The organism is Aliivibrio fischeri, assembly GCA_038993745.2.
Taxonomy (GTDB): domain Bacteria; phylum Pseudomonadota; class Gammaproteobacteria; order Enterobacterales; family Vibrionaceae; genus Aliivibrio; species Aliivibrio fischeri_B.
In genome coordinates this window covers 14410-40374 of the sequence record CP160629.1, presented here as the reverse complement: position 1 = coordinate 40374, position 25965 = coordinate 14410, and the positions used below count along the sequence as shown (strand labels likewise).

The following is a 25965-nucleotide window of genomic DNA, read 5'->3' as shown; positions in this document are numbered from 1 at the left end:
TTAGCCTCCAGCGATTGCTTGAAATAAAGATATGGATTCACCCTGTGATAACCCACGCTTTTGCCACTCTGATCTCGGTATTATCTGATTACTGATTGCAACAGCACATCCTTGTGTATCAATACCATGGTATTCTAAAAATGAAGATAATGTATGCGTGACCTCAACTCGATAAGACACACCATTAAGTTCTATTGACATTAAATCACTCATGACAAGTCTCTCCTTTTGAGTGTGTTTCACGTGAAACATCATTAGTTACTGTTGAAGCACAGATTGAACATTGACTGTCTTTTGGAATTTTTATCGATGACCAAGCCAAAGAGCGGCCATCAAACTGATGAATGGTGCCCCATTTCATGTAACTCGGTTGAGTAAGGTATTTAATGGTTTCTAATGCCTGTAAGTTTCCTATCATGCCTACCACCGGTCCCACAATTCCGAACGACTGACAGTTTTGTGTTTGGTGGCTTTCAGTAAAAGGAAATAAACAGTGATAGCACGACGTGTTTTTTTGCGTGACCTGATTTGAAAACAACATTAACTGCCCTTGCCATCCAATTGCTGCACCAGAAATAAGTGGAACGTTATGCTTTACACATGCAGCATTAGTTTCATGTCGTGTTGGCAAATTATCAGAGCAATCCAAAACCACGTCGACTTGATTAATAAAACGGGATAACTCTGGCTCTGTTAACTTATGGCTGATCACTTCAATATGAGTTGTACTATTCAACCCTTTAAGTTGCTGCGCCATTGCCATCGCTTTATTTTGATTTAAGTTGTTATCGCGATACACCACTTGTCGCTGTAAGTTACTTAATTCAACTTTGTCTCCATCAGCAATGATTAATGTACCGACACCAGAAGCGGATAAATACATTCCAACTGAAGAACCCAATCCGCCACAACCGATTATTAGAACCGTACTATTTCTTAATGCTATTTGCCCTTTATCACCAATATCAGGCAACATAATTTGACGGCTATAACGCAGAAAATCTTGGTCACTTAACCCTTCCATTAACTGGTTACTCACAAGCAACCTCCTGTAGATTTTCTTTTCTTGGTTCAGAAATGATGGCGTTAAATTTCGCGACGGCCTGCTCTGTATCCTCAGCCTCAGTAATCGCTCGAACTACCGCAATACTATCAACACCGGTTTGCCACACATCATTAGCAACGGAGAGATCAATACCGCCAATCGCAACGGTCGGAGTATCACCAGCTAATTGTTGATTCTTTGCAAGATTGGTCAAACCTTGTGGTTGTGATGGCATCTCTTTCGTTGGTGTCGGAAAAATATGACCAAGCGCTAAATAGCTTGGATTTAAGGCTTTTACTTTTAATAGTTCACTATCATCGTGTGTCGACAAACCAAGACAAATATTCGCCTCAGCAATCGCCTGTAAATCAGCAACCTCTATGTCTTCTTGTCCAAGATGAATACCAAATGCGTTGTGCTTAATAGCTAACTGCCAATAGTCATTGATGAACACCTGAGCATCGTATTCGCGGCCAAGCCTAATCGCTTTTATAATCTGTTGCTCTAAGTCTGCTTGTTCTGGATTCTTAATTCTCAATTGGATTGTCTTTACATCGAGCTTTAATAATTTTTCTATCCACGACACATCATCAACTACGGGATATAAACCAAACTTACTTTTATCAATATTAGGGAATGCAAACATTGCTGTCTCACCTCAATTCCGTATACAAAACTAAGGGATGTTCCACGTGAAACATCCCTTATTATCATCGTTATTCAGCTTCAACTGCAGGATGATAAAGTTCAGACCCAGACGCTTTAAATTCTTCTGACTTTTGACGCATCCCTTCTAGAGGGTCATCTATCATCTTAATTTCAATTGCTTGGTCTAAAGCAACTTGTTCCGAATCTTTAGCGTACTCTCTGACTTCTTGTGAGATCTTCATTGAGCAGAACTTAGGCCCACACATTGAACAAAAGTGAGCAACTTTGCCTGATTCTTGCGGTAAGGTTTCATCGTGATATTCACGAGCGGTAATAGGATCAAGAGACAGATTAAACTGGTCTTCCCAACGGAATTCAAAGCGGGCTTTTGATAATGCGTTATCACGGATTTGAGCACCTGGATGACCTTTGGCTAAATCCCCTGCGTGTGCTGCTAACTTATAAGTAATCAAGCCAGTCTTCACATCGTCTTTATTTGGTAAACCTAGATGTTCTTTTGGCGTTACGTAACACAACATGGCACAGCCGTACCAACCGATCATGGCAGCACCAATACCTGAAGTAATGTGATCATATCCAGGAGCAATATCTGTCGTTAGTGGCCCTAGTGTATAAAATGGCGCTTCATGACAATGTTTAAGTTGTTCATCCATATTCTCTTTAATCATGTGCATAGGAACATGACCTGGACCTTCAATAATGACTTGAACATCGTATTCCCACGCAACTTTAGTTAGCTCACCTAAAGTGCGTAATTCGGCAAATTGCGCTTCATCATTAGCGTCAGCAACAGAGCCCGGACGCAAGCCATCACCCAAAGATAAGGCCACATCGTATTTAGCACAGATTTCACAGATCTCACGGAAGTGTGTATAAAGGAAGCTTTCTTGGTGATGAGCAAGACACCACTTAGCAATAATAGATCCGCCACGAGATACAATCCCTGTGACACGTTTTGCTGTCATTGGTACATAGCGAAGCAATAAACCAGCGTGAATGGTAAAGTAATCAACCCCCTGTTCAGCTTGTTCGATTAAGGTATCTCGCATCACTTCCCAGTTTAGGTTTTCGGCTACACCATTCACTTTTTCAAGAGCTTGGTACATTGGAACCGTACCAATTGGCACCGGACTATTACGTAGAATCCACTCACGTGTTTCGTGAATATTTCGGCCCGTAGATAAATCCATCACCGTATCACCGCCCCAACGCGTTGACCAAACTAACTTCTCAACTTCTTCTTCAATTGATGAACTCACCGATGAGTTACCAATATTAGCGTTGACCTTAATTAAGAAATTACGACCAATGATCATTGGTTCTGCTTCTGGATGGTTTATGTTTGATGGGATAATTGCGCGCCCTTCAGCAACCTCTTTACGCACAAATTCAGGTGTGATTTCTTTTGGTAAGTTAGCCCCAAAACTATGACCGGGATGTTGGTGATTAAGTTGCTCATCTGCAAACTTCTGACGACCCATATTTTCACGAATCGCTATGTATTCCATTTCAGGAGTAATGATTCCCTGACGAGCGTAATGAAGTTGAGTGACACATTGTCCTTGTTTCACTCGACGAATCGTTGGTAAATTTCCATAACGAAGCTCATCAAGAGTTTCATCCGCTAAACGCTCTTGCGAATAAACAGAGCTCACGCCATCAAGTAACTCGGTATCATTTCGCTCTTCTATCCATTTTTGACGCAACTTAGGTAATCCTTTGTATACATCGATATCGTAGCTTGGATCGGTATACACACCTGAAGTGTCATAAACTTGGATAGGTTCATTTGGTTCAAAAATTGGTGATTCTTTGGTACCACCAACTAAACTGTCAGCTAATGAAATCTCTCGCATAGGAACGCGAATATCAGGACGAGAGCCTTCAATATAGACTTTATTTGAATTCGGATATGGTTGAACCGATAACGATTCAATATTGGTTTTAGCATCTAAACGTGCTTGTTTACGACTTGACGACATAGCAAAATTCCTTGATAAAAATAGAATAATTGCTTGCCGGATTTGAGTTGTAGCAAGAGGTTCTTAGTTTATGCTGCAGAGAATATCTGTCTGTACTGTTATGCCCACAAGTTAAAAAGAATAAATAGCAGCTAAAATTCAGCTACGTCTGTACCTTTCAATCTGTAGATATGGTTTCATAAACTGAGATGTAAATTGTCTCTTGTTCCCTTCGCAGGTATTAGCCTGATCAGGTTCTACGGATCCCGCACTGCGGTCTCAGCTCGTACTTTAAAAAGCACTAAGCACTCCGACAAGTTTCTTTCAGATCGTTGAATCAAAATCTGAACGTATTCGGAGTATAAAGAAAGTATGCAAGAAATGAAATGGAAGACAAAAAAGTTATCAAGTGGTTGGCTGAGTTTGTGAGTGAGCGCATATAGAGTTTTACATATCGACAATCCATATTAAACCTTGTGTGCTTCGCAGCAAAAAACCACCTTTATCATCGGTAGCTCTTACACCACCAAATACAATGTTATTTTTTGTGGAGAAGCACATTAGGTTCTAATTCTCTCTACCAAGTTCTAATCTAGATAAACCATCATGTTTCACGTGAAACTATTTGTCTTTTTTAGTTAGCTTATTCGCTAGGTGTTTTAATGACGATGAATTATGTTCACGATATGACCCTATTTTATTTAGGCCGTCATGATCACGACCATGCTCTAATGTTTTAGAAACAGCAACACGTTGCGAAGAGTAAATACCGGTATGACCACTAAAGTAATAAGCCGTATAACACGCTAATGCGAAATAAGGTAAATACTCAGCACCAAACAGTTCCACACCCATAATCGTACAAGCTAATGGTGTATTGGTTGCAGCTGCAAATACAGCAAGGAAACCCAGAGCAGCAAATAAATCAACCGGAGCCCCCATAACCCAACCTAAGAAGTTACCTAACGTAGCACCAACAAAAAACAACGGTGTTACTTCACCACCTTTATAACCAGCAGCAAGAGTAATCGCAGTTAATACCAATTTTAAAATCCAGCTATACCACTCAGCTCCACCTTCTGTAAATGCAGAAGTAATACTCACCCCACCATCACGACTTGGATAAACACCAATACCAATGTAATCATAATTGCCAAGTAATTGCGTAATGATGATGACCATCAAACCACCCACAACTACAATCAAATATGGGTTCTTTAATGTTGCGTTAAACAGGTCTTTAAAGCCATGAGTTAACTCACCAAACAAATAACCAGCAATACCAAAACCAATTGCAGCAATAATCACTTTAGCCATTAATAAAAGATCGATATCAACAGCATGACCAAACAAGGTGCTAACCTGATCAAAGTTAATTAAATAATGCGTATGATGAGCACCCCAAGCCGAAGCGACCACATTAGCTAAGATAGCAGCCAATAGTGCAGGAATGATGGCATTGAACTTAATACGCCCAATAAACAATACTTCAAGAGCAAAAATAGCCCCAGTAAAAGGCGTTCCAAAAATAGAAGCAAAACCAGCAGCAACACCTGCGGTTAGCATCATTTTTCGGTCATCTTCAGATAGCTTAAAGACTTTAGATAACCAATCTGTTGTTGCACCACCTATTTGAACAGCCGTACCTTCACGACCAGCAGAACCACCAAATAAATGCGTTATCACCGTAGTAAATAACACTAATGGCCCCATTCTTACTGGAACACCTTCCCCTGCTTGGTGAATTTCATCCATAATTAAGTTATTACCGCCCGCCGAATTTTTACCCCAATTTCGGTAGCTATAAACAATAGCTAAACCGGCAATCGGTAATAAATAAATCAGCCATGGATTCGCAATACGAGCTTGCGTCGCTTCACTTAGTAACCATAAGAAAAATGCGTTAAATGACCCTACCAATAAAGCAACAGGTAGAATTAGTAATGACCAACGAGCTACTTGAAATAAGTTTTGAAAATTTCGATTAAGAGGATGTGCCATGGATCTCTATCTTTAAATAATGGTTAAACAAAAGGATAGACGATCTTAGAAGAGAAGAGAAATAACAAACTGCTCTACCATAGACGGATCTACCCCAATACGATCAGACTCACTGATCAGGGTAACGCTATAGTAGGAATCATTATCTCTAAAAATAGAGCGGTTAAAGGTGGAAATCCATCACCCGTATTTAGCATAAGAACCAAACAACAAGCGGAATGCTACTCCTATCATTTTCAAATGGCAAATAAAAAAGGCACACCTTAGGTATGCCCTTTCAAACTATTCAGTAAATCATTTACCAAGTTAATACAGGAGTGTATCCACTCACCATGTTTGCCATTTTAGTGTTAACTTTTTCGAATCCTTTCCAAAGTTTTTTTGTTACTGCTGTTTTTTTTATTCTTGGTTGCTGTTTGCCATACATTTCTTCGTTAAGCATTTTTTTTGCAGCCATTTGACCAAGATAAACAGTACCTAAATCGTAACCCATTTAAACAAAACCCTAGATGATTAATTAAGCAGCGATTTTACTATCTACGCCCTAAAAAACAAGATATAGATCACAAAAAAATCAAATTGGAGTCGATAGATACTTAAATTGATGACTGTTTTTACCAAATGAATATTTGATCAATCTATTTATATCTTCTGCATTAACTGAGTTTGCTGTTTCTGAAATACCAAATAGAGCTTCAATTCCGTAGTTATGTATGGTGTAACGATTTAGCAGCCATGCTTGTTGAGTGCTGTTATTTTTTAATGGTTCTAAATCAACCACTAGCTGTTTAGCTGCAGCATTAACTTCATTTTCTGTTACCCCACGTAATAAATCTTTTATTACCTTATCAATGGCAGATTCAATAAGCTCTGCATTCTTAGGGTCAACTTGTGCCCCCATAACCCAATGAGGCTTAAACTCACTGTCAGCATTCACCATAAGCGCATATGGAGCATAATCTAAACTGAGTTCTTCTCGAACATAGTGCATCAATCTCTTAGATACTATTCTTTGCAGCATATCCTGAATAAAAATGGATTTTGCAGAGTGATCTTCCAAGCCCTGAACCGCTATAAACTGAGAAATATAATGACTACTCTGTTCGGTATTTACCGCCATGCTAATACTCGGTACAGAATCTGACTTATAAGTAACAGCGTAATTCGTTTTCTCTGCAGCACCTAAACGTATATTTGCTAAGTACTGACGAAGTAATGGTTTTAACTCTGACGGTTTTAAATCAGCTACAATAACTAACTGATAATTACGATTCTGTTGAAATAATAACTGATGTACTCGTTTAATCTGTTCACTAGTAACGAGATTTACATCCTCCCCATCGAGTAGTTGATGTCGATTAATAGAAGAATAAGTGTTCCTATTAATAGCTTTAGTAAACTGACCAAGAGATGTAGAGATATAAGCATCTCTGTTTTGTTCAAACTCCTGCTTTACCGCTTTTAACTGCCCTTCATCAACATTAATTTCAGACATAATTGCAGTAATTACAGCAAACGTCTCAGCAAGCCCTTCCTTATCCGTAATTCCTTCAAGACCGTGATGAGTAAAATTAATAAAAGGATAAAGCTCAATACCTTCATTTCTCAAATGAGCATCTAACTGAGAGCCTGTGAATTTACCAAGACCGCTACGAGTCACTGCTGGTATGGCAATATTCGCTGCTGGTATCAACTCTGAAGGCAATGCTGCTATTCCGCCTTGGCTTGCTAACGAAAACACCACGTCATCACCGGCATCGGTTTTTCTCAAATAAAGAACATTTAATCCGTTATCTAGTGTCCAGCGAGTTAAATCAACCTCCTCAAATAATTTAGTTTCAGACAAAATCATTCCACTGCTCATTGGAACAGGAAAAGCGGCACTAACATTATTAATTAGTGGTTCACTTCCCGATTTTGCATACACAGACTTTAACTCAGGAATACTTAATTCTATTTGAGAGAGAGATTCAACGGCATCAACACCAATAGCAAATTGGTATGAAGACGAAAGCAACTCATCAATATGATCATTAACAACCTTCAAATCTGTCGCTGCTAAAAATGACGTCAAACTTGCCTTGTAATCTAAACTGGATTGACTTATCTGCTGACTCACAACACCATTAACTCTGTTTTCAACATGATCATAAGGCGTTAAGTTTTCAAGATTTGCATCAAGATTATCAAGTTGATAATGATAAGGTTGAAGTAAGTTATCCAACTCACCATGTGACACACCATGATCTCGTAATGAAGCTAACGTATCTAAAAATAGTGTTTGGCTTTGGGTTCTATAACTAGCAGGAAATGAAACTGAAGAAATAAAATAGCGCTGATCAGATACATAGTAATCCATCGAGTAAATCCATTGAACAGGCATTGCAGCGTCAAGGAATACACCACCTAACCTTTGCTGAATAATTGAATGAGCAATTTCATCTAACCATAGTTGATGCTGCTGTTCTCTTGTATTTACTCTAAAATCACCACGCTCAATAACCAGAGCAATACTTGGTGGCTCACCACTTGCCACTTTAGCAATAAAGTCATTTTGATTTAGAGACTCTAATGGCATCGTACTTACACCTGAAGAGCCTTTCTTCCAACTTTCAAAATGTTTAGTTATCAGTGTAATCGCACCTTCAAGAGTAACATCGCCACTAATAACAATTTCGGTTAATTGAGGTTGATACCACTGCTGATAAAACTCTGCAAGTTGTGTTGGGGACGCAGATAAAACCGACTCCTTATTCCCAATAGGATCGCTATTTTCATAAACAGTTCCTGCGGTCATATGCTCATAAAACTGAGCCGAAATAGGCTTATCTTCTAACCTTGAGTAACGAAACTCACCAAGAATAACCTCTTTCTCTTTTTCCACTTCTTTAGATGACAGTTCAATACCATCACCAATATCTCTCATCCAAACAAGCGCATTGTTAAGCTGAGAGTTATCAGGTAAATCAAGTTTATACACGGTTTCAGAATAAGAAGTGTAAGCGTTAATATCCGCTCCAAAACTTAATCCTGCATCTTCAAATAGAGAGATAACATCATTTTGCGAAAAGTGTTCGCTACCATTAAAAGCCATATGCTCTACAAAATGAGCGTAACCTTTTTGATTTTGTGTCTCTTGAAATGAGCCGGCATGAACAATAAAACGAATAGATACTTCTTTTTCTCGATCAGGATAAATATGATAACGGAACCCATTATCAAGCTGACCACTGACCCAACGAGGATCAGATTTAAGTTCTGTAACTGATGTGGTTGCACATCCTGAAATAAACAAGCAAGCAATAAACGCCAACCAATAACCTTTCATAATACATCCTGGTAATTATATTTATATTTTATAAGTTACGTATCTGAATATAAATTAAGCATAATTGCAAGATATAAAGGGAAATAGTTATTATTATCAATAAGGTATTGATCTCGTTTATTTTCTCAAACCCCAGATAGCAAAAAGGCTTGTACCTTTCGATACAAGCCTTCTCTAAATATGGCAGGGGTGGAGAGATTCGAACTCCCAACACGCGGATTTGGAATCCGCTGCTCTGCCAATTGGAGCTACACCCCTGTTGTGCGTGCTATTGTAATCACTTCAATAATAAAATCCATACTTTTGAAGCTAAAAATTTGAATCTAAAACAAAAATTCTACTTATATCGCACTATTTTATCCAAAATGGGTAAAACTTAACCGCGTTTAATCTTCTCTACGAATTGATCAACTCGTTGCCAGTTAGTGTATTCAACTTCCTTAGTTGGATCCGTTTCACCACCTGTCATTTTCATTATGAATTGAATCATGACACGATCAAACCAGTTATAGCGAGGATAAAACAATGCACCAGCAAACGTATCCTGTAACGCAGGAACCCAAGGCGATTTAAGTAAGAACTTCTTAAAGTACACACTCGTTTCAGGCGTATCTTTCCCCTCTTTACGAGCGGTTAAGTTAACAATAAAGAACCCAGCCTTAGCCTGTTCTAATTCCGTTTGGTACTTAGTGATAAATTGATACAGCTTTTTATTTAAGTGGCCATAACGAATTGAAGCACCAATAACAACACGATCATAATCAGAAAATGAAACCGATAGCGGTTGGTGTAAATCAACTAATTCACACTGAACATCACTTCCTAACTTTGTCGCAATGTAGTTCAATATTTTAATCGTTTGACCTTCACGACTTGAGTGAAGAAGTAATACTCTTTCCACAGTAAACCCTTTAATCTGTTGAATTATAAAAACTAGCTACGCCAAAACGTCGGTGTGAACAAAATAAGAAGCGTAAATACCTCTAAACGTCCAAACAGCATAGCGATAATCAGTATCCATTTTGCGGCATCATTTACTTCACCAAAGTGAACCGCAACTTCACCCAAACCTGGTCCTAAATTATTCAATGTTGCTGCAACTGCAGAGAAAGCAGTTAATTCATCAATCCCTGTAGCAATTAATGCCAGCATACAAATAACAAACACCAAGGCATAAGCAGAGAAGAAACCCCATACCGCATCAACCACACGCTGAGGTAATGCTTTAGTTCCAATCTTAATCGTATAAATCGCTCTTGGGTGAATCAATCGCTTAATTTCACGCATGCCTTGCAATGACAGTAATAAAATACGAATCACTTTCATACCGCCACCGGTTGAGCCTGCACAACCACCAATAAAAGAAGAAAACAGTAATAAAACAGGTAAAAACAGTGGCCATTCAGCAAAGCTAGTCGTCGTAAATCCTGCTGTCGTTGAAATTGACACGGTTTGGAATAACGCCTGATCAATTGCGGTTCCGACCGAGTTATATGTATTGTGCTTTAGCAACAATAAAAAAGTAATTAAGAATAAGAGAATTTGAATGAAAATAAATGCTCTAAATTCAGGATCACGCCAATAATATTTTGGATGAACACCACCCGATGCAAACGCAGCAAAGTGAAGTGAAAAGTTACAAGCTGATATCAATAAAAATACGACCGTAATAGCGTTAATCACAGGGCTATTAAAGTGCCCCATACTGGCATCATAAGTAGAAAATCCACCAATCGCTATGGTTGAAAAACTATGAGAAATAGCATCAAACCACCCCATTCCGGCAACCCAGAATGCCAATGCGCAGGCAATAGTTAAGGTTAGGTAGATATACCAAAGCACCTTTGCTGTTTCCGCTATACGTGGCGTCATTTTGGAATCTTTAACTGGACCAGGGATTTCAGCACGATACAGCTGCATACCACCAATTCCTAGAACAGGTAAGATAGCCACAGCTAATACAATAATCCCCATACCACCAAACCATTGGAGCAATTGGCGATAGAATAAAATCGCTTTTGGTAAATGATCTAACCCAGTTAGTACCGTTGCACCAGTTGTCGTTAACCCTGAAAATGATTCAAAAAAGGCATTAGTTACCGAAATATCTGGTGAACCTGAAAACAAAAATGGCAATGCTCCTGCACTACCGATTACCATCCAAAAAAGAACGACAATTAAAAAGCCATCACGTGATTTTAATTCATGTTTATGCTGGCGGTTAGGAAACCAAAGAGCCCCGCCACCAGCTAATAATAAAAAGAAGGTAATAACAAATGGTACACCGGCACCATCACGATATATAAACGCGATAAAGGCAGGAGCCAACATGAAAAAACTGAATACCGCGAGTAAAATACCCACGATTCGAATAATTGAACGAAACTGCATGGTTTATTGGACGCTTGACGTCACTCATATCCTAAATAATTAATGGTATTTGAATTTCATGTATCTGAAGGAAATTCAATTTTTGCGCCACTCTTATTGATAATGGCAATCTTAAATTCTTCAATAACGCGCTTTTCTAACTCAACGCTCATCACTACCTTATCACTGTATTGTGCATCCACTTGAATACCTTCAAATTGACTCAACAAAGTTTCGACCAAACTCACTAAGTTATAATCACAGTGCAAAATAACCGTATCAGTAATTCTTTTTTCTTCAGTTTCTATCAGTTTTAATGCTTGTTGAACTCCGCCGCCATAAGCTTTTACTAAACCGCCAGTACCTAAACGCACACCACCGTAATAACGTGTAACAACCGCTGTTATCTCACCGATACCGCTGCCACTCAATTGAGCTAATATTGGTTTGCCTGCAGTACCAGACGGCTCACCGTCATCACTGAATCCCCATTTCATAGAATCTTCAGGTCGACCCGCAACAAACCCCCAGCAGTTATGACGAGCATCTGAATGCTTAGCTTTTATTTCAGCAACAAATGCTTTCGCGTCATCAACGGAAGACGTTCGAGCTAAATACGTTATAAAGATGCTTTTTTTATCTCTTCTTCAAATACCACCATCGCCTTGGGTACTTGATATGGCTGGTCATTCATAGCTTACACTGATAGCAAAAACGGAACCTTAAAGTGTATCACTTCTGTCGAAATTTACTCTTTTAAGCTGATGTTTATTCTCGGTTTACATCAAACAAATTTGTGATCAAACAAGATAAACGTAAACAAATTGTTAAATTTAATTTGAAATCTGTTTAAATAAGAACCAATATTAACTGGTCAAACCAGATTAATATAATAATGAATACACCTCTCTGGTTTTTATTTCATGGAGATAGAAAATGATTTATCAAGGTGAAAACCTCTCTGTAGACTACATCGAACCGGGCATTGCTCACTTAGTATTTAATGCTAAAGGCAGTGTAAATAAGCTCAACTTAGCCACCCTACAATCGGTTGGTGAAGCCATAGATGCACTCTACTCACAAAAGGACTTACAAGGTCTACTTCTATCATCAGATAAAAGTGCATTTATTGTTGGTGCTGATATTACGGAGTTTCTTGGTTTGTTTGATATTCCGACAGAAGAGCTCAGTGATTGGTTACATCAAGCTAACGCCATTTTTAATCGTCTAGAAGACATTCCAGTACCTACTTTATCTGCTATTACTGGATTTGCTTTAGGAGGCGGTTGTGAATGTGTCCTTGCTACGGATTTTCGATTAGCAGATGAAACGGCATCTATCGGTCTACCCGAAACACAGCTTGGGATCATGCCGGTTGGGGTGGCTCAGTGCGCTTACCTCGCTTAATTGGTGCCGATCCTGCAATGGAAGTCATCACAACGGGTAAGCCAAAGCGAGCAAAAGATGCCTTAGCTCTGGGAATGGTTGATGGTGTTGTTTCACGTGAAACCTTGATAACAGATTCTGTCACTATGCTTAAAAAAGCGATAGAGGGTCAACTGGATTGGCAATCTCGTCGTACACAGAAAAAAGCACCATTAAAACTCTCTCCTCTAGAGGCTGCAATGTCATTTAATGTCGCAAAAGGCATGATAATGAAAATGGCAGGTAAACATTATCCTGCACCAATGACAGCAGTAAAGTCCATTGAAAATAGTGCCTTCATGGATCGTGATGCTGCACTTGAAGTTGAAAATAAAAACTTCGTTGCACTCACTCAAACAGATGTGGCTAAGTCATTAGTTGGTATTTTCTTAAACGATCAATTAGTGAAGAGTAAAGCGAAACAAGCCATAAAAAATAGTGAACCCGTTACTAGCGCAGCGGTTCTTGGTGCTGGAATTATGGGTGGAGGTATTGCTTATCAATCCGCATCAAAAGGCGTCCCTGTATTAATGAAAGACATTGCTCAACAATCATTAGATTTAGGCATGAATGAAGCCTCTAAACTACTTAATAAACAATTAGAACGAGGACGCTTATCTGGTTTAAAGATGGCACAAGTACTCTCTTCTATTACCCCATCACTAAACTATGCCAGTATTGAAAACAAAGATATTGTCGTAGAAGCCGTCGTTGAGAACCCAAAGATTAAAGCTGCAGTATTAGCTGAAGTTGAAAATGAAGTGAATGAGCATGCCATCTTAGCCTCAAACACATCGACAATACCTATTTCCTTACTAGCAAAATCATTAAAACGCCCAGAAAATTTCTGTGGCATGCACTTCTTCAATCCTGTACATCGGATGCCACTCGTTGAAGTGATCCGTGGTGAAAAAACGTCACAGCAAACCATTGATCGTGTTGTTGCTTACGCTTCTCAAATGGGAAAAACACCTATTGTCGTCAATGACTGCCCTGGATTTTTTGTTAACCGAGTTCTTTTCCCTTATTTCGCAGGGTTCAGTTTGTTGCTTCGTGATGGTGGTGACTATCAACAAATAGATAAAGTAATGGAAAAAGAGTTTGGTTGGCCAATGGGACCAGCTTATTTACTTGATGTGGTTGGAATTGATACAGCACATCACGCACAAGCCGTCATGGCACAAGGCTTCCCTGAGCGAATGGCAAAAAATGGACGAGATGTGATTGATGCGATGTTCGAATCCGATCGCTATGGTCAAAAAAATGGAAGTGGTTTTTATGCATATAGCATAGATAGAAAAGGCAAACCTAAAAAGAACATTGATGAAAGCACAGCAGGCATTATTGCGACAGTAACCAATACAACGCAACCTTATACATCAGAGCAGATCAGTGCTCGCATGATGATACCTATGATTAATGAGGTCATCCGCTGCTTAGATGAAGGAATTATTGCCTCTCCTGCAGAAGCTGACATGGCATTGGTTTATGGTTTGGGCTTCCCTCCATTTAAAGGAGGTGTATTCCGCTATCTTGATGCAATTGGATTAACCACTTATCTCGACATAGCAAAAGAATTTGAACATCTAGGTGCCGTTTATCAAGTACCAGAAAGCATCAAACAAAAAGCAGCCGATGGTGAATGTTATTACCCAGCGCCTCAATCATTATCAGCACCGTCAGCCTAGGGAAGGATTAATCATGAAAAACGTAGTTATTGTTGACTGTATTCGAACACCTATGGGTCGCTCAAAAAACGGTGTATTTCGTTATACTCGCGCTGAAGATTTATCAGCGCATCTAATGAAAGGTTTGCTTAAACGAAACCCAAGTGTCGATCCTAATGAAATTGAAGATATCTATTGGGGATGTGTACAACAAACGTTAGAACAAGGCTTCAATATTGCACGTAATTCCGCACTGCTTGCCGGTTTACCACAAAGTATTGCCGCAACAACCGTTAACCGTTTATGTGGCTCATCCATGCAAGCTCTGCATGATGCATCACGTGCCATTATGGTTGGCGATGCCGAAATTTGCATTATTGGTGGCGTTGAACACATGGGGCATGTACCAATGAACCATGGCGTTGATTTCCATTCAGGACTTTCAAAAAGTGTTGCTAAAGCATCAGGAATGATGGGATTAACGGCTGAAATGCTAGGTAAAATGCACGGTATATCTCGAGAGCAGCAAGATGCCTTTGCGCTCGCATCCCATCAAAAAGCACATAAAGCAACGATTGAAGGCTATTTTGATTCGGAGATCCTTCCAATAGAAGGTCACGATGAAAATGGCGCTTTAACCTTAGTCACACATGATGAGGTCATTCGACCTGAAACAACATTAGAAGGATTAGCTGCATTACGACCAGCTTTCGATCCTGCAAATGGTACGGTTACAGCAGGCAGTTCATCGGCATTATCGGATGGCGCATCAGCGATGCTAGTTATGAGCGAAGAGAAAGCCTATGAGTTAGGTTTACCTATTCGAGCGAAAGTTCGCTCAATGGCCGTATCTGGTTGCGATCCATCTATTATGGGATACGGCCCTGTTCCAGCGACGAAAAAAGCATTAAAACGTGCCGGATTATCACTGGATGATATTGAGTTATTCGAACTGAATGAAGCGTTTGCCGCTCAATCACTACCTTGTATTAAAGATTTAGGCTTACTTGATGTGATGGATGAAAAGGTCAACTTAAATGGTGGTGCTATCGCTCTTGGTCATCCTCTGGGTTGCTCTGGATCTCGCATTGCCACCACATTAATCAATAACATGGAGCGAACTGGAGCCAAGTTAGGTGTTGCGACAATGTGTATTGGATTAGGGCAAGGGATTGCTACTGTGTTTGAGCGCCCTTAATACTAAGTAAATTCAAACGTTAAAAACAAAAAAAGTCGCTCTCTGTTCTATGAACATTGAAGCGACTTTTTCTTTCTATCTATAGCTGAGTGCTATAAACAGACTACTTTTTGAATGTAGTTTTTGTATCACGAGATTGGTGGAACCAAAAACGCTTTCTGCCTGTTGATTTAGACATGAGATATCCTTCTTAACTTAAGTATAAACATGCATCAAAGTGATGCTTTCGTTTAGCCTGAGAAGAGATATTTATCTTATGTAATTTATACTAGAGAGATTGTACGTCCTTTATCTTTCTGCTTTGTAACGGAAGCAGCCTAACAGCATTAGTTAGGTATAAAGCCGACGCATTTTCACAACCTCGATTGCACACGGTCACATTACATTATAAATAGATCCAGTTAGGCTTATTCGTTGCTAACGATCTGCTGAAATGTTCAATTATTAATGATTGGAAAAGTGAAATGAAACACGGAGATAATACTTTTTTGAAGATATTTCTGAGGGTTTTACTTGTACTTATTGCTTGTATTAATAACTCTATACATTAGAGCAAGGCGCAAAATTACCACGAACTAGAAAAAAGTAAAGATCTTATTTTCATTTTTTTGTTTATTTTCTAGACTAGTGATCTATGCATAAAACGCATATAGCTCATGTTTAAGTATCATTTTTTTTCTTTTCAAAACTCACCTACACTTACTCTCATTGGTCAAACAGACCGTTTGATGTTCGTTATTATCCTTATTGGAGTTCGTTATGTTTAAAGCATTAGTTCTAAATCAAGAAGATAGAAATACAATTGCAGCAGTTACTGAGATCGATGAATCTCAACTACCTGAAGGTAATGTTAAAATCGACGTAAACTACTCTTCTCTTAACTACAAAGACGGCTTAGCGATCACTGGTAAAGGACGCATTGTTCGTAACTTCCCAATGGTTCCTGGTATCGACTTATCAGGTGTGGTTTCTCAATCAGATGATCCTCGCTATAAAGCGGGTGATGAAGTTGTTCTTACTGGTTGGGGTGTTGGTGAAGGTCACTGGGGTGGTATGGCTGAGAAAGCAAGCCTAAACGGTGACTGGTTAGTACCTATGCCAAAAGGCCTAGATGCTAAAAAAGTAATGGCAATCGGTACAGCTGGTTTCACGGCAATGCTATGTGTACAAGCTATTGTTGATGCCGATATTAAACCTGAAGACGGTGAAATCCTAGTAACGGGTTCAAGCGGCGGTGTGGGCAGTGTTGCAATTACACTTCTAAACCAATTGGGTTATAAAGTTGCAGCAGTAACAGGCCGAGCTTCTGAAAATGGCGAATTACTAAAATCTCTAGGTGCTACTCGTATTGTTGAGCGTAGCGAATTAGAAGAACCAGCAAAACCATTAGAAAAACAACTATGGGCTGGCGCTATCGATACTGTTGGTAGCAAAGTATTGGCAAAAGTATTAGCACAAGTAGATTACAACGGCGCAGTAGCGGCATGTGGTCTTGCTGGTGGTTTTGATTTACCAACAACGGTAATGCCATTCATTCTACGCAATGTTCGCCTACAAGGTATTGACTCTGTAATGTGCCCTCGCGAAAAACGCATTAAAGCATGGGAACAATTAGCTGAACTACTACCAGCATCATTCTTTGACCAAGCAACAAAAGAAGTGTCTCTTGATGATGCTATCCAAGCTGCTGAAGACATTACCAATGGTCAAATCACAGGTCGCGTAGTTATTAAAATCTAAGTAGTTATTAAAATCTAAGTAGTTATTAAAATCTAAGTAGTTATTAAAATCTAAAAGGTTTAAAACTAAGTCCTACCTAACTTAGTTTTAGATAACATCAGTAATTCAAGGCAGCATAATCGCTGCCTTTTTTATTATGCAAAACCAATATCTTCAATACGTTTTTCAATTAACTTACCGCACTCTTCTTTAACCACTCGTCGTAGCCAGGTTTGAGCTGGTGATGTATCACAACGCGAATGCCAAATCAGTGAATAATCAAACGGAGTAAATTCAAAAGGTAATGGTTTAATCACTAAATCGTAGCGTTCAGCCACTAAATACGCCAAATCTGCGGGCACAGTGATCACCAATGGCATTTTATCGACAATCGCTAACGCCGCTTCTAAATGATAAGCCCTAAGTACTTGTCTTCTTTCTCTTTGTCCTGATAAAGCCGCATCAATTAACGCTTTTACTCCATCGCTAATTGCTATCATTGCATGTGGCAAAGACAGATAATCATCCAAGGTCAGTATTGAGCCAGATAACGGATGATTTTTAGAGAGTAAACACAACACACCGACCTGCCCTAACACTTCCTGTTTAAGTGGTAATACAGAGCCGATAGGACGACAAATTGCCATATCTACTTTTTCAGTACTGAGTTGCTTAAATAAGTTTTCATGATTTAAAGGTGCAAACTCTAATGAGATATTTGGCGCTTGTTCATAAATTTTTGGTAATGCATAAGGTAAGATTGTTTGCATTGCATAATCAGTGGTTGCGATTAAAAAATGCTGATCACAATGCATAGGTGTAAAGTCGCTTGGTGTTAACAACTGACGTAATGATTCTAATGGGAGGTTTATCTGCTCATTAATCTCTAACGCTTTTTGAGTTGGAACTAAATGCTGCCCCTGTCGAGTAAATAGCGGATCCCCTAATAAATCACGTAACCGCCCTAATACTCGGCTCATTGCCGACTGACTCAAATTAAGTCGCACCGCAGCTTGGCTAACACTGTTTTCTTCTAACAATACTTTAAGTGCAATTAACAAATTTAAATCACGACGATAAACTTCTTCTAATTCCATAACCTTACCTATTAGGCTTAATCTACTTAGTGAGTGTAACTGTTTTCTGAATAAAAAAAATCCCGCATTTCATTCAACTCTTATTTGGTATTAAGAATGATGAAAAAACGGGAAACTGGAGAGTATTTTTGTTTTTTAGAAGTAAGTTAAGAATCTTGTTCTTCCGCAGTTTCTGCTTCTGACCATGTTTTTAATTCTACCGTTAGCGCTACCATCACAGATGCCAAACTAATAAGTGGAAATAAACTGATGTTTTCAGGAGTACGCAATACTAATGAACTAATAGTAACAAGACAAAGAACACAATAAATAGTTAAGCGATCTATTTGAGTAAGCATAATGACGATCCTTCTGTTGCTTTCTAACCGAGAGTTAGAATGGATAAAACAACAAGTTAACGTTCCAATGTTAATTTGTTGTTAAATTTAATCTACTCCCTTTTCAGTTCTTTGCCAACGCGTATTGATTATTTTTTTTACAGCAGTATGATCTCGGTCGCCTTTAACTGTAAAGAGATACAAACATGACCATCAACTTTGATACAGCAACACAAACACTAGAAGCAGAAGGATTACGCTGCCCAGAACCTGTAATGATGGTTAGAAAAACGATTCGAAAGATGGAAGATGGTGAAACACTATTAATTAAAGCCGATGACCCATCAACGACAAGAGACATTCCTAGTTTTTGCCGTTTTATGGATCACGAACTTATCGCAGAAGATACTGATTCCCTTCCTTATCGTTATTTGATCCGCAAAGGACTTTCAAAATAATACGAACAAAAAAGGCAACCATAATGGTTGCCTTTCTCTTATAAACTACGTATTGATATCTCGTGCTAGCTTTTGTATCACTTCAATTTGATTCTGTAAGTTTCTCAACTCTTTTCTCATCGGTAATACATAATGTACCCGAACCCAAGCATCAACTGACAATCCTGTTGTAATGATTGCACCAACCACCATAGGTACCCACATATCAGTAAGTACCATCCCTAATAAATTAAGAGCTAATGCGACAGTAAATAGATAGCATTGACTTTGAGGGGATATAGCTAAAAAACGAGTCATGATAAGCTCCTTTCCTTAAGAAACATCTACCAATACAACTTATTCTAACTGTAGATTATCACCTCTAGAACAAAAGCTATGTGCCTAGTATCACACTCTTATTCTGATTTTATTAAACTTTGGTGACAACTTAACTATTCACCAGTGTAAACAACCATCACATTGTCTGACTTATTTTTTCGGATAAAAGCATAGTAACTATTGTTTTCAATAACCTGATATTCTCCATCAGATAATGCAGAGTGGTTTGCTCTAAAAGCTAATAGTTTTTTCCAATGAGACATAAGAGATAAGCGTAATCCAGTCATTTGACCCCAATTCATCTCGCTGTAAGCCTCACCGCTTTTAGCCGTTTCATCGCCATACCAAATAGCAATATTACCTTGTGATAATAAAAGAGCTGAAGCCGTATCTCTGTACTCAGAGTAATTTGCTTCAGATAGCTCATCTAAACCACGTTCTTCAAACCAATTAATCGCGTATAGATCATGTGATTTCTCAGTCGTAGATAAACGATAAGTAAATTGACTAAAACACTGGTCTTTATTTTTCTGCATCGACACTATTTGCGGTTTAAATGATTCCTTCTCATTTAAATCAACAACTAGGAAAGAAGAGGATTCAAGTGCCTTATATTGATTATGTGTTTTCCATAATTCAAAAGCTTTACTCGCACTCGCCTCTATCTTTTGGGTCAATTGTGGTGTTGAATCCGATAAAACCACCCCATCAATGCCAAATTTAGCAACCCACGTCGTTATCCATTGAGTTAGTACTTCATTTTTAGCTCGACTCACTTGAGCTACATTGGTTACGGGTTTATTTGCAAAGAACTCAGGCGTGGAAATATTACCTTCACTACTAGGATCTGACCACGCAGGTGACCACCACTGTGGTACTTGTCCATTTTCGTCTTTAAATGCATCAAGATAATTAGTCAGGTTTTGACCATCTTTCGGTTGCCATTCATTCCAGTAACTAGGAAGGTCACTTCCATCTTTAGGTTGGATATTAAATTGTTGTAAGTCTGCAAGGCTTGGCTCTGATGGAACGGTATCAACACTCCATACAACTCGCATACCTAACTGATGAGCTGAATCCACAAATATTCTCATCTCTTGCTCAGTACCCATATTGGTATCAAGCTGAGTCCAATCTAATGTAGCTCCACCTGCATATGGGTATTCAGGAGAATTACCGTTTTTCCCTGGAAGCCAACCATGCACTTGCTCTAATGGCGTCGAAAGCCAAAGAACATCGACACCTAACTCAGCTAAATAATCTAGTTTTTGAGTAAGTCCTGCGATATCACCGCCTTGAAAACCTTGTGCCGTTTTTTGTCGACCATAGCTGTGATCATTCCAACTGTTACCATTAAAGAATCTATCCGTTGCGATGTGGTAGAAAGTCGCATTCTTCCATTGAAAAGGGACTTCTTCTTTTTTTGATTCTAACAGCAATAAGCCACCACTATGACGACTTGGCGTTAAAGTAACGCTACCATTTTTCACTTGAGCAATGCGCCCAGTATAAGCATCGGTGACAACCTCACCATCGGCCCACAAATCAGAAACAGCGACAGTTACAGGTTGAATGCCTAGCTGAGGACAAATGATATCTACGCTATCAGCTGCATCGTTATTAGTTGACTTGGCTATGTCAGATGATGGATTTGATGAGTTTTCTGATAAAGAAGAATTATCAGTTGATGGCGTACTTTGACACCCAACTAATAAAGACAGCGAAATAAGTGTTGCACAAACAGACAATTTCATCGAAATCAGAAACCTAAAAATAATAACAGTGACTCAATTGTAGCCATTGTTAACAACATTATTAATCTCTAATTTTCGAAAATACGATATTTAGACAAAAAAATACCCCGCATTAGCGAGGTATTTCATTTGATAAGGCTATTTCTTATTTTTGAAGAAGAGAAATATCAGCAATATCTAAGAATAAGTTACGTAGCTTATTCAGAAGCGTTAGACGGTTTGTCTTAAGTGCTTCGTCATCAGCCATAACCATTACGTTATCGAAGAACGCATCTACAGGTTCACGTAGTTCTGCAAGACGACTTAACGCTTCTTGGTAGTTACCAGCTGCAAATACAGGTTCTAGCGCTTCAGCTAAGATTTCAACTTTCTCAGCTAATGCTTTCTCAGCATCTTCTTGTAGAAGAGCAAGATCAATCTCTTGAGCAAGCTCACCATCAAATTTAGCTAGGATATTACCAACACGCTTATTCGCTGCTGCTAGTGATTCTGCTGCATCTAATTCACGGAAGTGAGATACCGCTTTCACACGCTTATCGAAATCAGCTGGTTTTGTAGGACGACGAGCAAGAACCGCTTGGATGATGTCTACACTGAAACCTTCATCTTGGTACCATGCGCGGAAACGACCTAACATGAAGTCAATTACGTCAGTCGCTACATTTGCATTCGATAGTTTATCGCCAAACAGAGATTGTGCTTTTGCAACAAGATCAACTAAATCTAAGTTGTATTCTTTCTCAACGATAATACGTAGAACACCTAGAGCCGCACGACGAAGTGCAAATGGATCAGAACCTTTAGGTGCTTGACCAATACCGAAAATACCAACAAGCGTATCTAATTTATCCGCCATTGCTACAGCAGAAGAAATATCAGTACTTGGTAAATCATCACCAGCAAAGCGTGGCATGTATTGCTCGTAAAGAGCTAATGCTACTTGCTCATCTTCACCATCATGAGTTGCGTAGTGCATACCCATTACACCTTGTGTATCTGTAAATTCAAATACCATAGATGTCATCAAGTCACATTTAGCTAAAAGACCTGCACGTTGAGATTTCTCAACATCAGCACCAATTTGTTCAGCAATGTAACCTGCAAGCTCAGTAATACGGTCAGTTTTATCTTTGATCGTACCTAATTGCTTCTGGAAGATAGCTTGTTCTAATTCAGGTAGACGGTCGATAAGCGGACGCTTACGGTCTGTATTAAAGAAGAACTCTGCGTCAGCAAGACGTGGACGAACTACCTTTTCATTACCTTCAATAACATGACGAGGCTCTTTAGACTCAATGTTAGATACGAAAATAAAGTTAGGAAGCAGTTTCTTGTTCTCATCGTATACAGGGAAGTACTTCTGATCGCCCTTCATTGTGTACACTAATGCTTCTGAAGGTACTTTTAAGAACTCTTCTTCAAACTTAGCAGTAAGAACAACAGGCCATTCTACTAATGACGTTACTTCTTCTACAAGATCGTCTTCTAAATCCGCTTTACCGCCTACTGCAGCTGCCGCTTTTTCAGAATCAGCTAGGATGATAGCTTTACGAGCATCGTAATCAGCCATTACTTTACCGCGCTCTTCTAAAATCGCAGGGTATTGAGCAGCAGAATCAATCGTAAATTCAGATTCACCCATAAAACGGTGACCACGAAGTGTACGAGCAGAACTCACGCCTAAGATAGAACCTTCAATCAGCTCGTCACCTAATAGGATAGTCAGTGTTTTTACTGGACGAATGAATTGAATGTCAGAGTTACCCCAGCGCATTGCTTTAGGGATAGGTAGGCCAGCTAATGCTTTTGCTGCAAAATCAACAACAAGCTCTTGTACTGGTTTGCCTTTTACTTCTTCTTTATGAAGTAGCCACTCGCCTTTGTCTGTTTTTAGACGATCAGCTTGTTCAACCGTAATACCGTTACCACGAGCCCAACCTTGAGCCGCTTTTGTTGGGTTACCATCAGCATCAAATGCAGCAGAAACAGCAGGACCGCGTTTCTCAACTACTTTATCTGCTTGGCTTTCTGCTAGTTCAGCAACTTTAAGTGCTAAACGACGTGGTGTTGCATACCATTTAACACCTTGGTGTGCTAAATCAGCTGCTTTTAATTCTGCTTCAAAGTTTGATGCAAACGCTTCAGCTAATGAACGAAGTGCTGTTGGTGGAAGCTCTTCTGTACCTAATTCAATTAGAAAATTCTTCGCCATGATTACTTCTCCTCGTTCTTCTTACACATTGGGAAACCTAGGGCTTCACGTGATGCATAGTATGCTTCTGCAACCGCTTTAGTTAGGTTACGGATACGAAGGATGTAACGTTGACGTTCAGTTACAGAGATCGCTTTACGTGCATCTAATAAGTTAAATGCGTGAGCTGCTTTTAGGATGCGCTCATAAGCAGGAAGAGGAAGCGGTTTTTCTAACTCTAAAAGCTCTTTAGATTCTTTTTCACATTGGTCGAAGAAACCAAATAAGAAATCAACGTCTGCGTGCTCGAAGTTATAAGTCGATTGCTCAACTTCGTTTTGGTGGAAAATGTCACCGTAAGTAACGGCAGTACCATCAGGACCAATGTTCCATACAAGATCGTAAACAGAGTCAACTTCTTGAATGTACATAGCAAGACGCTCAATACCGTAAGTGATTTCACCCGTTACTGGTTTACACTCAAGACCACCTACTTGTTGGAAGTAAGTAAATTGCGTTACTTCCATACCGTTTAGCCAGATTTCCCAACCTAAACCCATGCACCTAGTGTTGGGTTTTCCCAGTTGTCTTCAACGAAACGAATATCGTGAACTAATGGGTCGATACCAAGCACTTCTAGAGAGCCTAAGTACAACTCTTGAATGTTGTCAGGCGATGGTTTCAAAGCAACTTGAAATTGGTAGTAGTGCTGAAGACGGTTCGGGTTTTCACCGTAACGGCCATCAGTAGGACGACGAGATGGTTGTACGTAAGCTGTTGACATTGGCTCTGGGCCAAGTGCACGTAAACAAGTCATCGGGTGAGAGGTGCCTGCACCTACTTCCATATCTAGAGGCTGTACAATGGTACAACCGTTTTGTGCCCAATAATCCTGCAGCGCGAGGATCATTCCCTGGAAGGTTTTGATATCGTATTTTTGCATAATTTAATTCGCGCGATTCGTTAGTAATAAATAAAAATATAACAAGTAACTATACCTTACGAGGCTCTTTGGGAGTAGCAAAAATAAGCACTTTCTTAAAATTCACCGTGACTTTACATGCTAAGCAATAAAAATGGTGATTATCTTGCCTCTTTAACTCTGTTTGGTGTTGAGGTATGTTGTTAAAACAATCAATACTCAGACTCAACAATTAGCGCGGTAGTCGTAATGAAGTTTACTCAATTTGGCGAAAAATTTACTCGTTACAGCGGGATCACTCAATTAATGGATGATTTAAATGATGGTTTACGTACACCTGGAGCCATCATGCTCGGTGGTGGTAACCCTGCTGGTATTCCCGCCATGCTCGACTACTTTAAAGACGCCTCACAAAAAATGCTCGATTCTGGTGAGCTCATTGCGGCAATGGCCAACTACGATGGTCCTCAAGGTAAAGACAGCTTTGTAAAAGCATTAGCAAAGCTATTAAAAGAAACTTACGGTTGGGATATTTCAGAAAAAAACATCTCTTTAACGAATGGCTCTCAAAGTGCTTTCTTTAGCTTATTCAATCTATTAGCTGGTACTTACGCGGACGGTTCAAAAAAGAAAATATTACTTCCTCTTGCACCGGAATACATTGGGTACGCCGATTCTGAGTTGGAATTTGATAGCTTTATTTCTTATCGTCCTGAAATTGAGTTATTAGACAATGGACTCTTTAAATATCACGTCGATTTCAGTCAACTCACCGTTGATGAATCCATCGGAGCGATTTGCGTTTCTCGCCCTACGAACCCTACAGGTAATGTAATTACAGACGAAGAAGTCATTAAGCTAGATAAATTAGCGCGTGAAAATAACATCCCACTGATTCTAGATAATGCTTATGGCACCCCTTTCCCGAACATTATCTTTGAAGAGGTCACACCATTCTGGAACGACAATACCATCCTATGTATGAGTTTATCTAAACTAGGATTGCCGGGATTACGCTGCGGTATTGTAATTGCAAATGAGAAGATGACCGAAGCCATTACAAATCTAAATGGCATTATCAATCTTGCTCCTGGTAGTGTTGGTCCAGCAATGGGATTACACATGATTGAATCCGGTGATTTATTACGTTTAAGTGAAAACGTAATACAGCCTTTCTATCGTGAAAAGTCGCAAACAGCGGTGAACATGCTACAAACAGCGATAACTGATCCACGTTTCCGCATCCATAAACCTGAAGGTGCTATTTTCTTATGGCTATGGTTTGATGAACTGCCTATCACGACGATGGAACTGTACAAACGCTTGAAAGCGCGTGGTGTACTCATTGTTCCGGGTGAATACTTCTTTATTGGACAAGATGACAGCTGGGAGCATGCTCATCAATGCTTACGTATGAATTACGTTCAAGATGAAGACATGATGCAAAAAGGCATTAATATCATTGCAGAAGAAGTGCTTAAGGCCTATTCAGAGTAAATAAATTTGTACTCATGACTCATTGCTT

Annotated in this window: 17 protein-coding genes, 1 tRNA gene, 4 pseudogenes and 2 riboswitches; of the genes and pseudogenes, 5 read left to right on the top strand and 17 right to left on the bottom strand. The window is 39.3% G+C overall.

Translation table 11 applies throughout. From position 1 onward, the window contains the following. The 11 genes and pseudogenes from thiS to AAFX60_000130 form a co-directional block, all read right to left on the bottom strand. The gene (gene thiS / locus AAFX60_000180) at positions 1-213 is read right to left on the bottom strand and encodes a sulfur carrier protein ThiS (protein XDF77699.1); all 213 of its coding nucleotides are present in this window, start codon (positions 211-213) and stop codon (positions 1-3) included. After that, positions 206-1039 carry a HesA/MoeB/ThiF family protein gene (locus AAFX60_000175; protein ID XDF77698.1) on the bottom strand — a complete coding sequence of 278 codons (834 nt, stop codon included), beginning with the start codon at positions 1037-1039 and terminating at the stop codon, positions 206-208. Before AAFX60_000175 ends, thiS begins: the two co-directional genes overlap by 8 nt. Continuing rightward, a pseudogene (thiE, locus tag AAFX60_000170) lies at positions 1032-1685 on the bottom strand (thiamine phosphate synthase). Before thiE ends, AAFX60_000175 begins: the two are co-directional and overlap by 8 nt. Before the next feature lie 76 nt (positions 1686-1761). Then, positions 1762-3696 carry a phosphomethylpyrimidine synthase ThiC gene (gene thiC, locus AAFX60_000165; protein XDF77697.1) on the bottom strand — a complete coding sequence of 645 codons (1935 nt, stop codon included), beginning with the start codon at positions 3694-3696 and terminating at the stop codon, positions 1762-1764. A gap of 189 nt (positions 3697-3885) precedes the next feature. Next, positions 3886-3998: riboswitch (TPP riboswitch) on the bottom strand. 298 nt (positions 3999-4296) lie between these two features. Beyond that, entirely contained in the window at positions 4297-5676 is a 1380-nt protein-coding gene (locus tag AAFX60_000160; protein XDF77696.1) for a voltage-gated chloride channel family protein, read from the bottom strand. 126 nt (positions 5677-5802) lie between these two features. Continuing rightward, positions 5803-5870, bottom strand: a riboswitch (Fluoride riboswitch). Positions 5871-5974: 104 nt separating this feature from the next. Then, positions 5975-6169, bottom strand: a complete 195-nt coding sequence (locus AAFX60_000155; GenBank protein XDF77695.1) for a hypothetical protein — start codon at positions 6167-6169, stop codon at positions 5975-5977. A gap of 81 nt (positions 6170-6250) precedes the next feature. Next, complete coding sequence (locus AAFX60_000150; GenBank protein ID XDF77694.1) at positions 6251-9004, bottom strand: insulinase family protein; 2754 nt, start codon at positions 9002-9004, stop codon at positions 6251-6253. Between the two features lie 181 nt (positions 9005-9185). After that, positions 9186-9262 (bottom strand) — tRNA-Trp (locus tag AAFX60_000145). A gap of 118 nt (positions 9263-9380) precedes the next feature. Next, on the bottom strand, positions 9381-9905 hold the full coding sequence (gene hemG / locus AAFX60_000140) for a menaquinone-dependent protoporphyrinogen IX dehydrogenase (GenBank protein ID XDF77693.1): 525 nt from the start codon (positions 9903-9905) through the stop codon (positions 9381-9383). A 32-nt stretch (positions 9906-9937) separates the two neighbouring features. Then, a complete protein-coding gene (locus AAFX60_000135) occupies positions 9938-11395 on the bottom strand; it encodes a TrkH family potassium uptake protein (protein ID XDF77692.1) in 1458 nt (485 codons plus the stop codon). A 56-nt stretch (positions 11396-11451) separates the two neighbouring features. Continuing rightward, positions 11452-12068 (bottom strand): annotated as a pseudogene (locus AAFX60_000130) (YigZ family protein). Between the two features lie 242 nt (positions 12069-12310). Here AAFX60_000130 and fadB point away from each other — a divergent pair. From fadB to AAFX60_000115, 3 genes and pseudogenes are all read left to right on the top strand, one after another. After that, positions 12311-14487: pseudogene (gene fadB, locus AAFX60_000125) on the top strand (fatty acid oxidation complex subunit alpha FadB). 13 nt (positions 14488-14500) lie between these two features. Then, on the top strand, positions 14501-15664 hold the full coding sequence (fadA, locus tag AAFX60_000120; GenBank protein XDF77691.1) for an acetyl-CoA C-acyltransferase FadA: 1164 nt from the start codon (positions 14501-14503) through the stop codon (positions 15662-15664). A gap of 759 nt (positions 15665-16423) precedes the next feature. Beyond that, positions 16424-17404 (top strand): MDR family oxidoreductase, encoded by a 981-nt coding sequence (locus AAFX60_000115; protein XDF77690.1) that lies wholly within the window; start codon positions 16424-16426, stop codon positions 17402-17404. A 134-nt stretch (positions 17405-17538) separates the two neighbouring features. Here AAFX60_000115 and AAFX60_000110 read toward each other — a convergent pair whose 3' ends face one another. Further along, entirely contained in the window at positions 17539-18480 is a 942-nt protein-coding gene (locus AAFX60_000110) for a LysR family transcriptional regulator (protein ID XDF77689.1), read from the bottom strand. A 146-nt stretch (positions 18481-18626) separates the two neighbouring features. Beyond that, a complete protein-coding gene (locus tag AAFX60_000105; GenBank protein XDF77688.1) occupies positions 18627-18818 on the bottom strand; it encodes a hypothetical protein in 192 nt (63 codons plus the stop codon). A gap of 185 nt (positions 18819-19003) precedes the next feature. Here AAFX60_000105 and tusA point away from each other — a divergent pair, with 185 nt between their 5' ends. Further along, entirely contained in the window at positions 19004-19255 is a 252-nt protein-coding gene (tusA, locus tag AAFX60_000100; protein ID XDF77687.1) for a sulfurtransferase TusA, read from the top strand. A gap of 45 nt (positions 19256-19300) precedes the next feature. On the opposite strand, the gene AAFX60_000095 is transcribed toward tusA, so the two are convergent. The 4 genes and pseudogenes from AAFX60_000095 to glyQ form a co-directional block, all read right to left on the bottom strand. Beyond that, positions 19301-19552 (bottom strand): hypothetical protein, encoded by a 252-nt coding sequence (locus AAFX60_000095; protein ID XDF77686.1) that lies wholly within the window; start codon positions 19550-19552, stop codon positions 19301-19303. 134 nt (positions 19553-19686) lie between these two features. Further along, the gene (locus AAFX60_000090; protein XDF77685.1) at positions 19687-21327 is read right to left on the bottom strand and encodes an alpha-amylase; all 1641 of its coding nucleotides are present in this window, start codon (positions 21325-21327) and stop codon (positions 19687-19689) included. A gap of 145 nt (positions 21328-21472) precedes the next feature. Next, entirely contained in the window at positions 21473-23539 is a 2067-nt protein-coding gene (gene glyS, locus AAFX60_000085; protein ID XDF77684.1) for a glycine--tRNA ligase subunit beta, read from the bottom strand. Between the two features lie 2 nt (positions 23540-23541). Next, a pseudogene (gene glyQ / locus AAFX60_000080) lies at positions 23542-24428 on the bottom strand (glycine--tRNA ligase subunit alpha). Between the two features lie 261 nt (positions 24429-24689). Between glyQ and AAFX60_000075 the strand changes: the two are divergent. Next, positions 24690-25937, top strand: coding sequence for a valine--pyruvate transaminase (locus AAFX60_000075; protein XDF77683.1), 1248 nt, complete (start codon positions 24690-24692; stop codon positions 25935-25937). The last annotated feature ends 28 nt before the right edge of the window (positions 25938-25965 follow it).

Coding starts and splice junctions, on each gene's coding strand:
- AAFX60_000110 (XDF77689.1), bottom strand. CDS start 18,480: ATGGAATTAGAAGAAGTTTATCGTCGTGATTTAAATTTGTTAATTGCA.
- glyS (XDF77684.1), bottom strand. CDS start 23,539: ATGGCGAAGAATTTTCTAATTGAATTAGGTACAGAAGAGCTTCCACCA.
- AAFX60_000155 (XDF77695.1), bottom strand. CDS start 6,169: ATGGGTTACGATTTAGGTACTGTTTATCTTGGTCAAATGGCTGCAAAA.
- AAFX60_000135 (XDF77692.1), bottom strand. CDS start 11,395: ATGCAGTTTCGTTCAATTATTCGAATCGTGGGTATTTTACTCGCGGTA.
- thiS (XDF77699.1), bottom strand. CDS start 213: ATGAGTGATTTAATGTCAATAGAACTTAATGGTGTGTCTTATCGAGTT.
- AAFX60_000150 (XDF77694.1), bottom strand. CDS start 9,004: ATGAAAGGTTATTGGTTGGCGTTTATTGCTTGCTTGTTTATTTCAGGA.
- tusA (XDF77687.1), top strand. CDS start 19,004: ATGACCATCAACTTTGATACAGCAACACAAACACTAGAAGCAGAAGGA.
- thiC (XDF77697.1), bottom strand. CDS start 3,696: ATGTCGTCAAGTCGTAAACAAGCACGTTTAGATGCTAAAACCAATATT.
- AAFX60_000115 (XDF77690.1), top strand. CDS start 16,424: ATGTTTAAAGCATTAGTTCTAAATCAAGAAGATAGAAATACAATTGCA.
- AAFX60_000090 (XDF77685.1), bottom strand. CDS start 21,327: ATGAAATTGTCTGTTTGTGCAACACTTATTTCGCTGTCTTTATTAGTT.
- AAFX60_000095 (XDF77686.1), bottom strand. CDS start 19,552: ATGACTCGTTTTTTAGCTATATCCCCTCAAAGTCAATGCTATCTATTT.
- AAFX60_000160 (XDF77696.1), bottom strand. CDS start 5,676: ATGGCACATCCTCTTAATCGAAATTTTCAAAACTTATTTCAAGTAGCT.
- AAFX60_000105 (XDF77688.1), bottom strand. CDS start 18,818: ATGCTTACTCAAATAGATCGCTTAACTATTTATTGTGTTCTTTGTCTT.
- fadA (XDF77691.1), top strand. CDS start 14,501: ATGAAAAACGTAGTTATTGTTGACTGTATTCGAACACCTATGGGTCGC.
- AAFX60_000075 (XDF77683.1), top strand. CDS start 24,690: ATGAAGTTTACTCAATTTGGCGAAAAATTTACTCGTTACAGCGGGATC.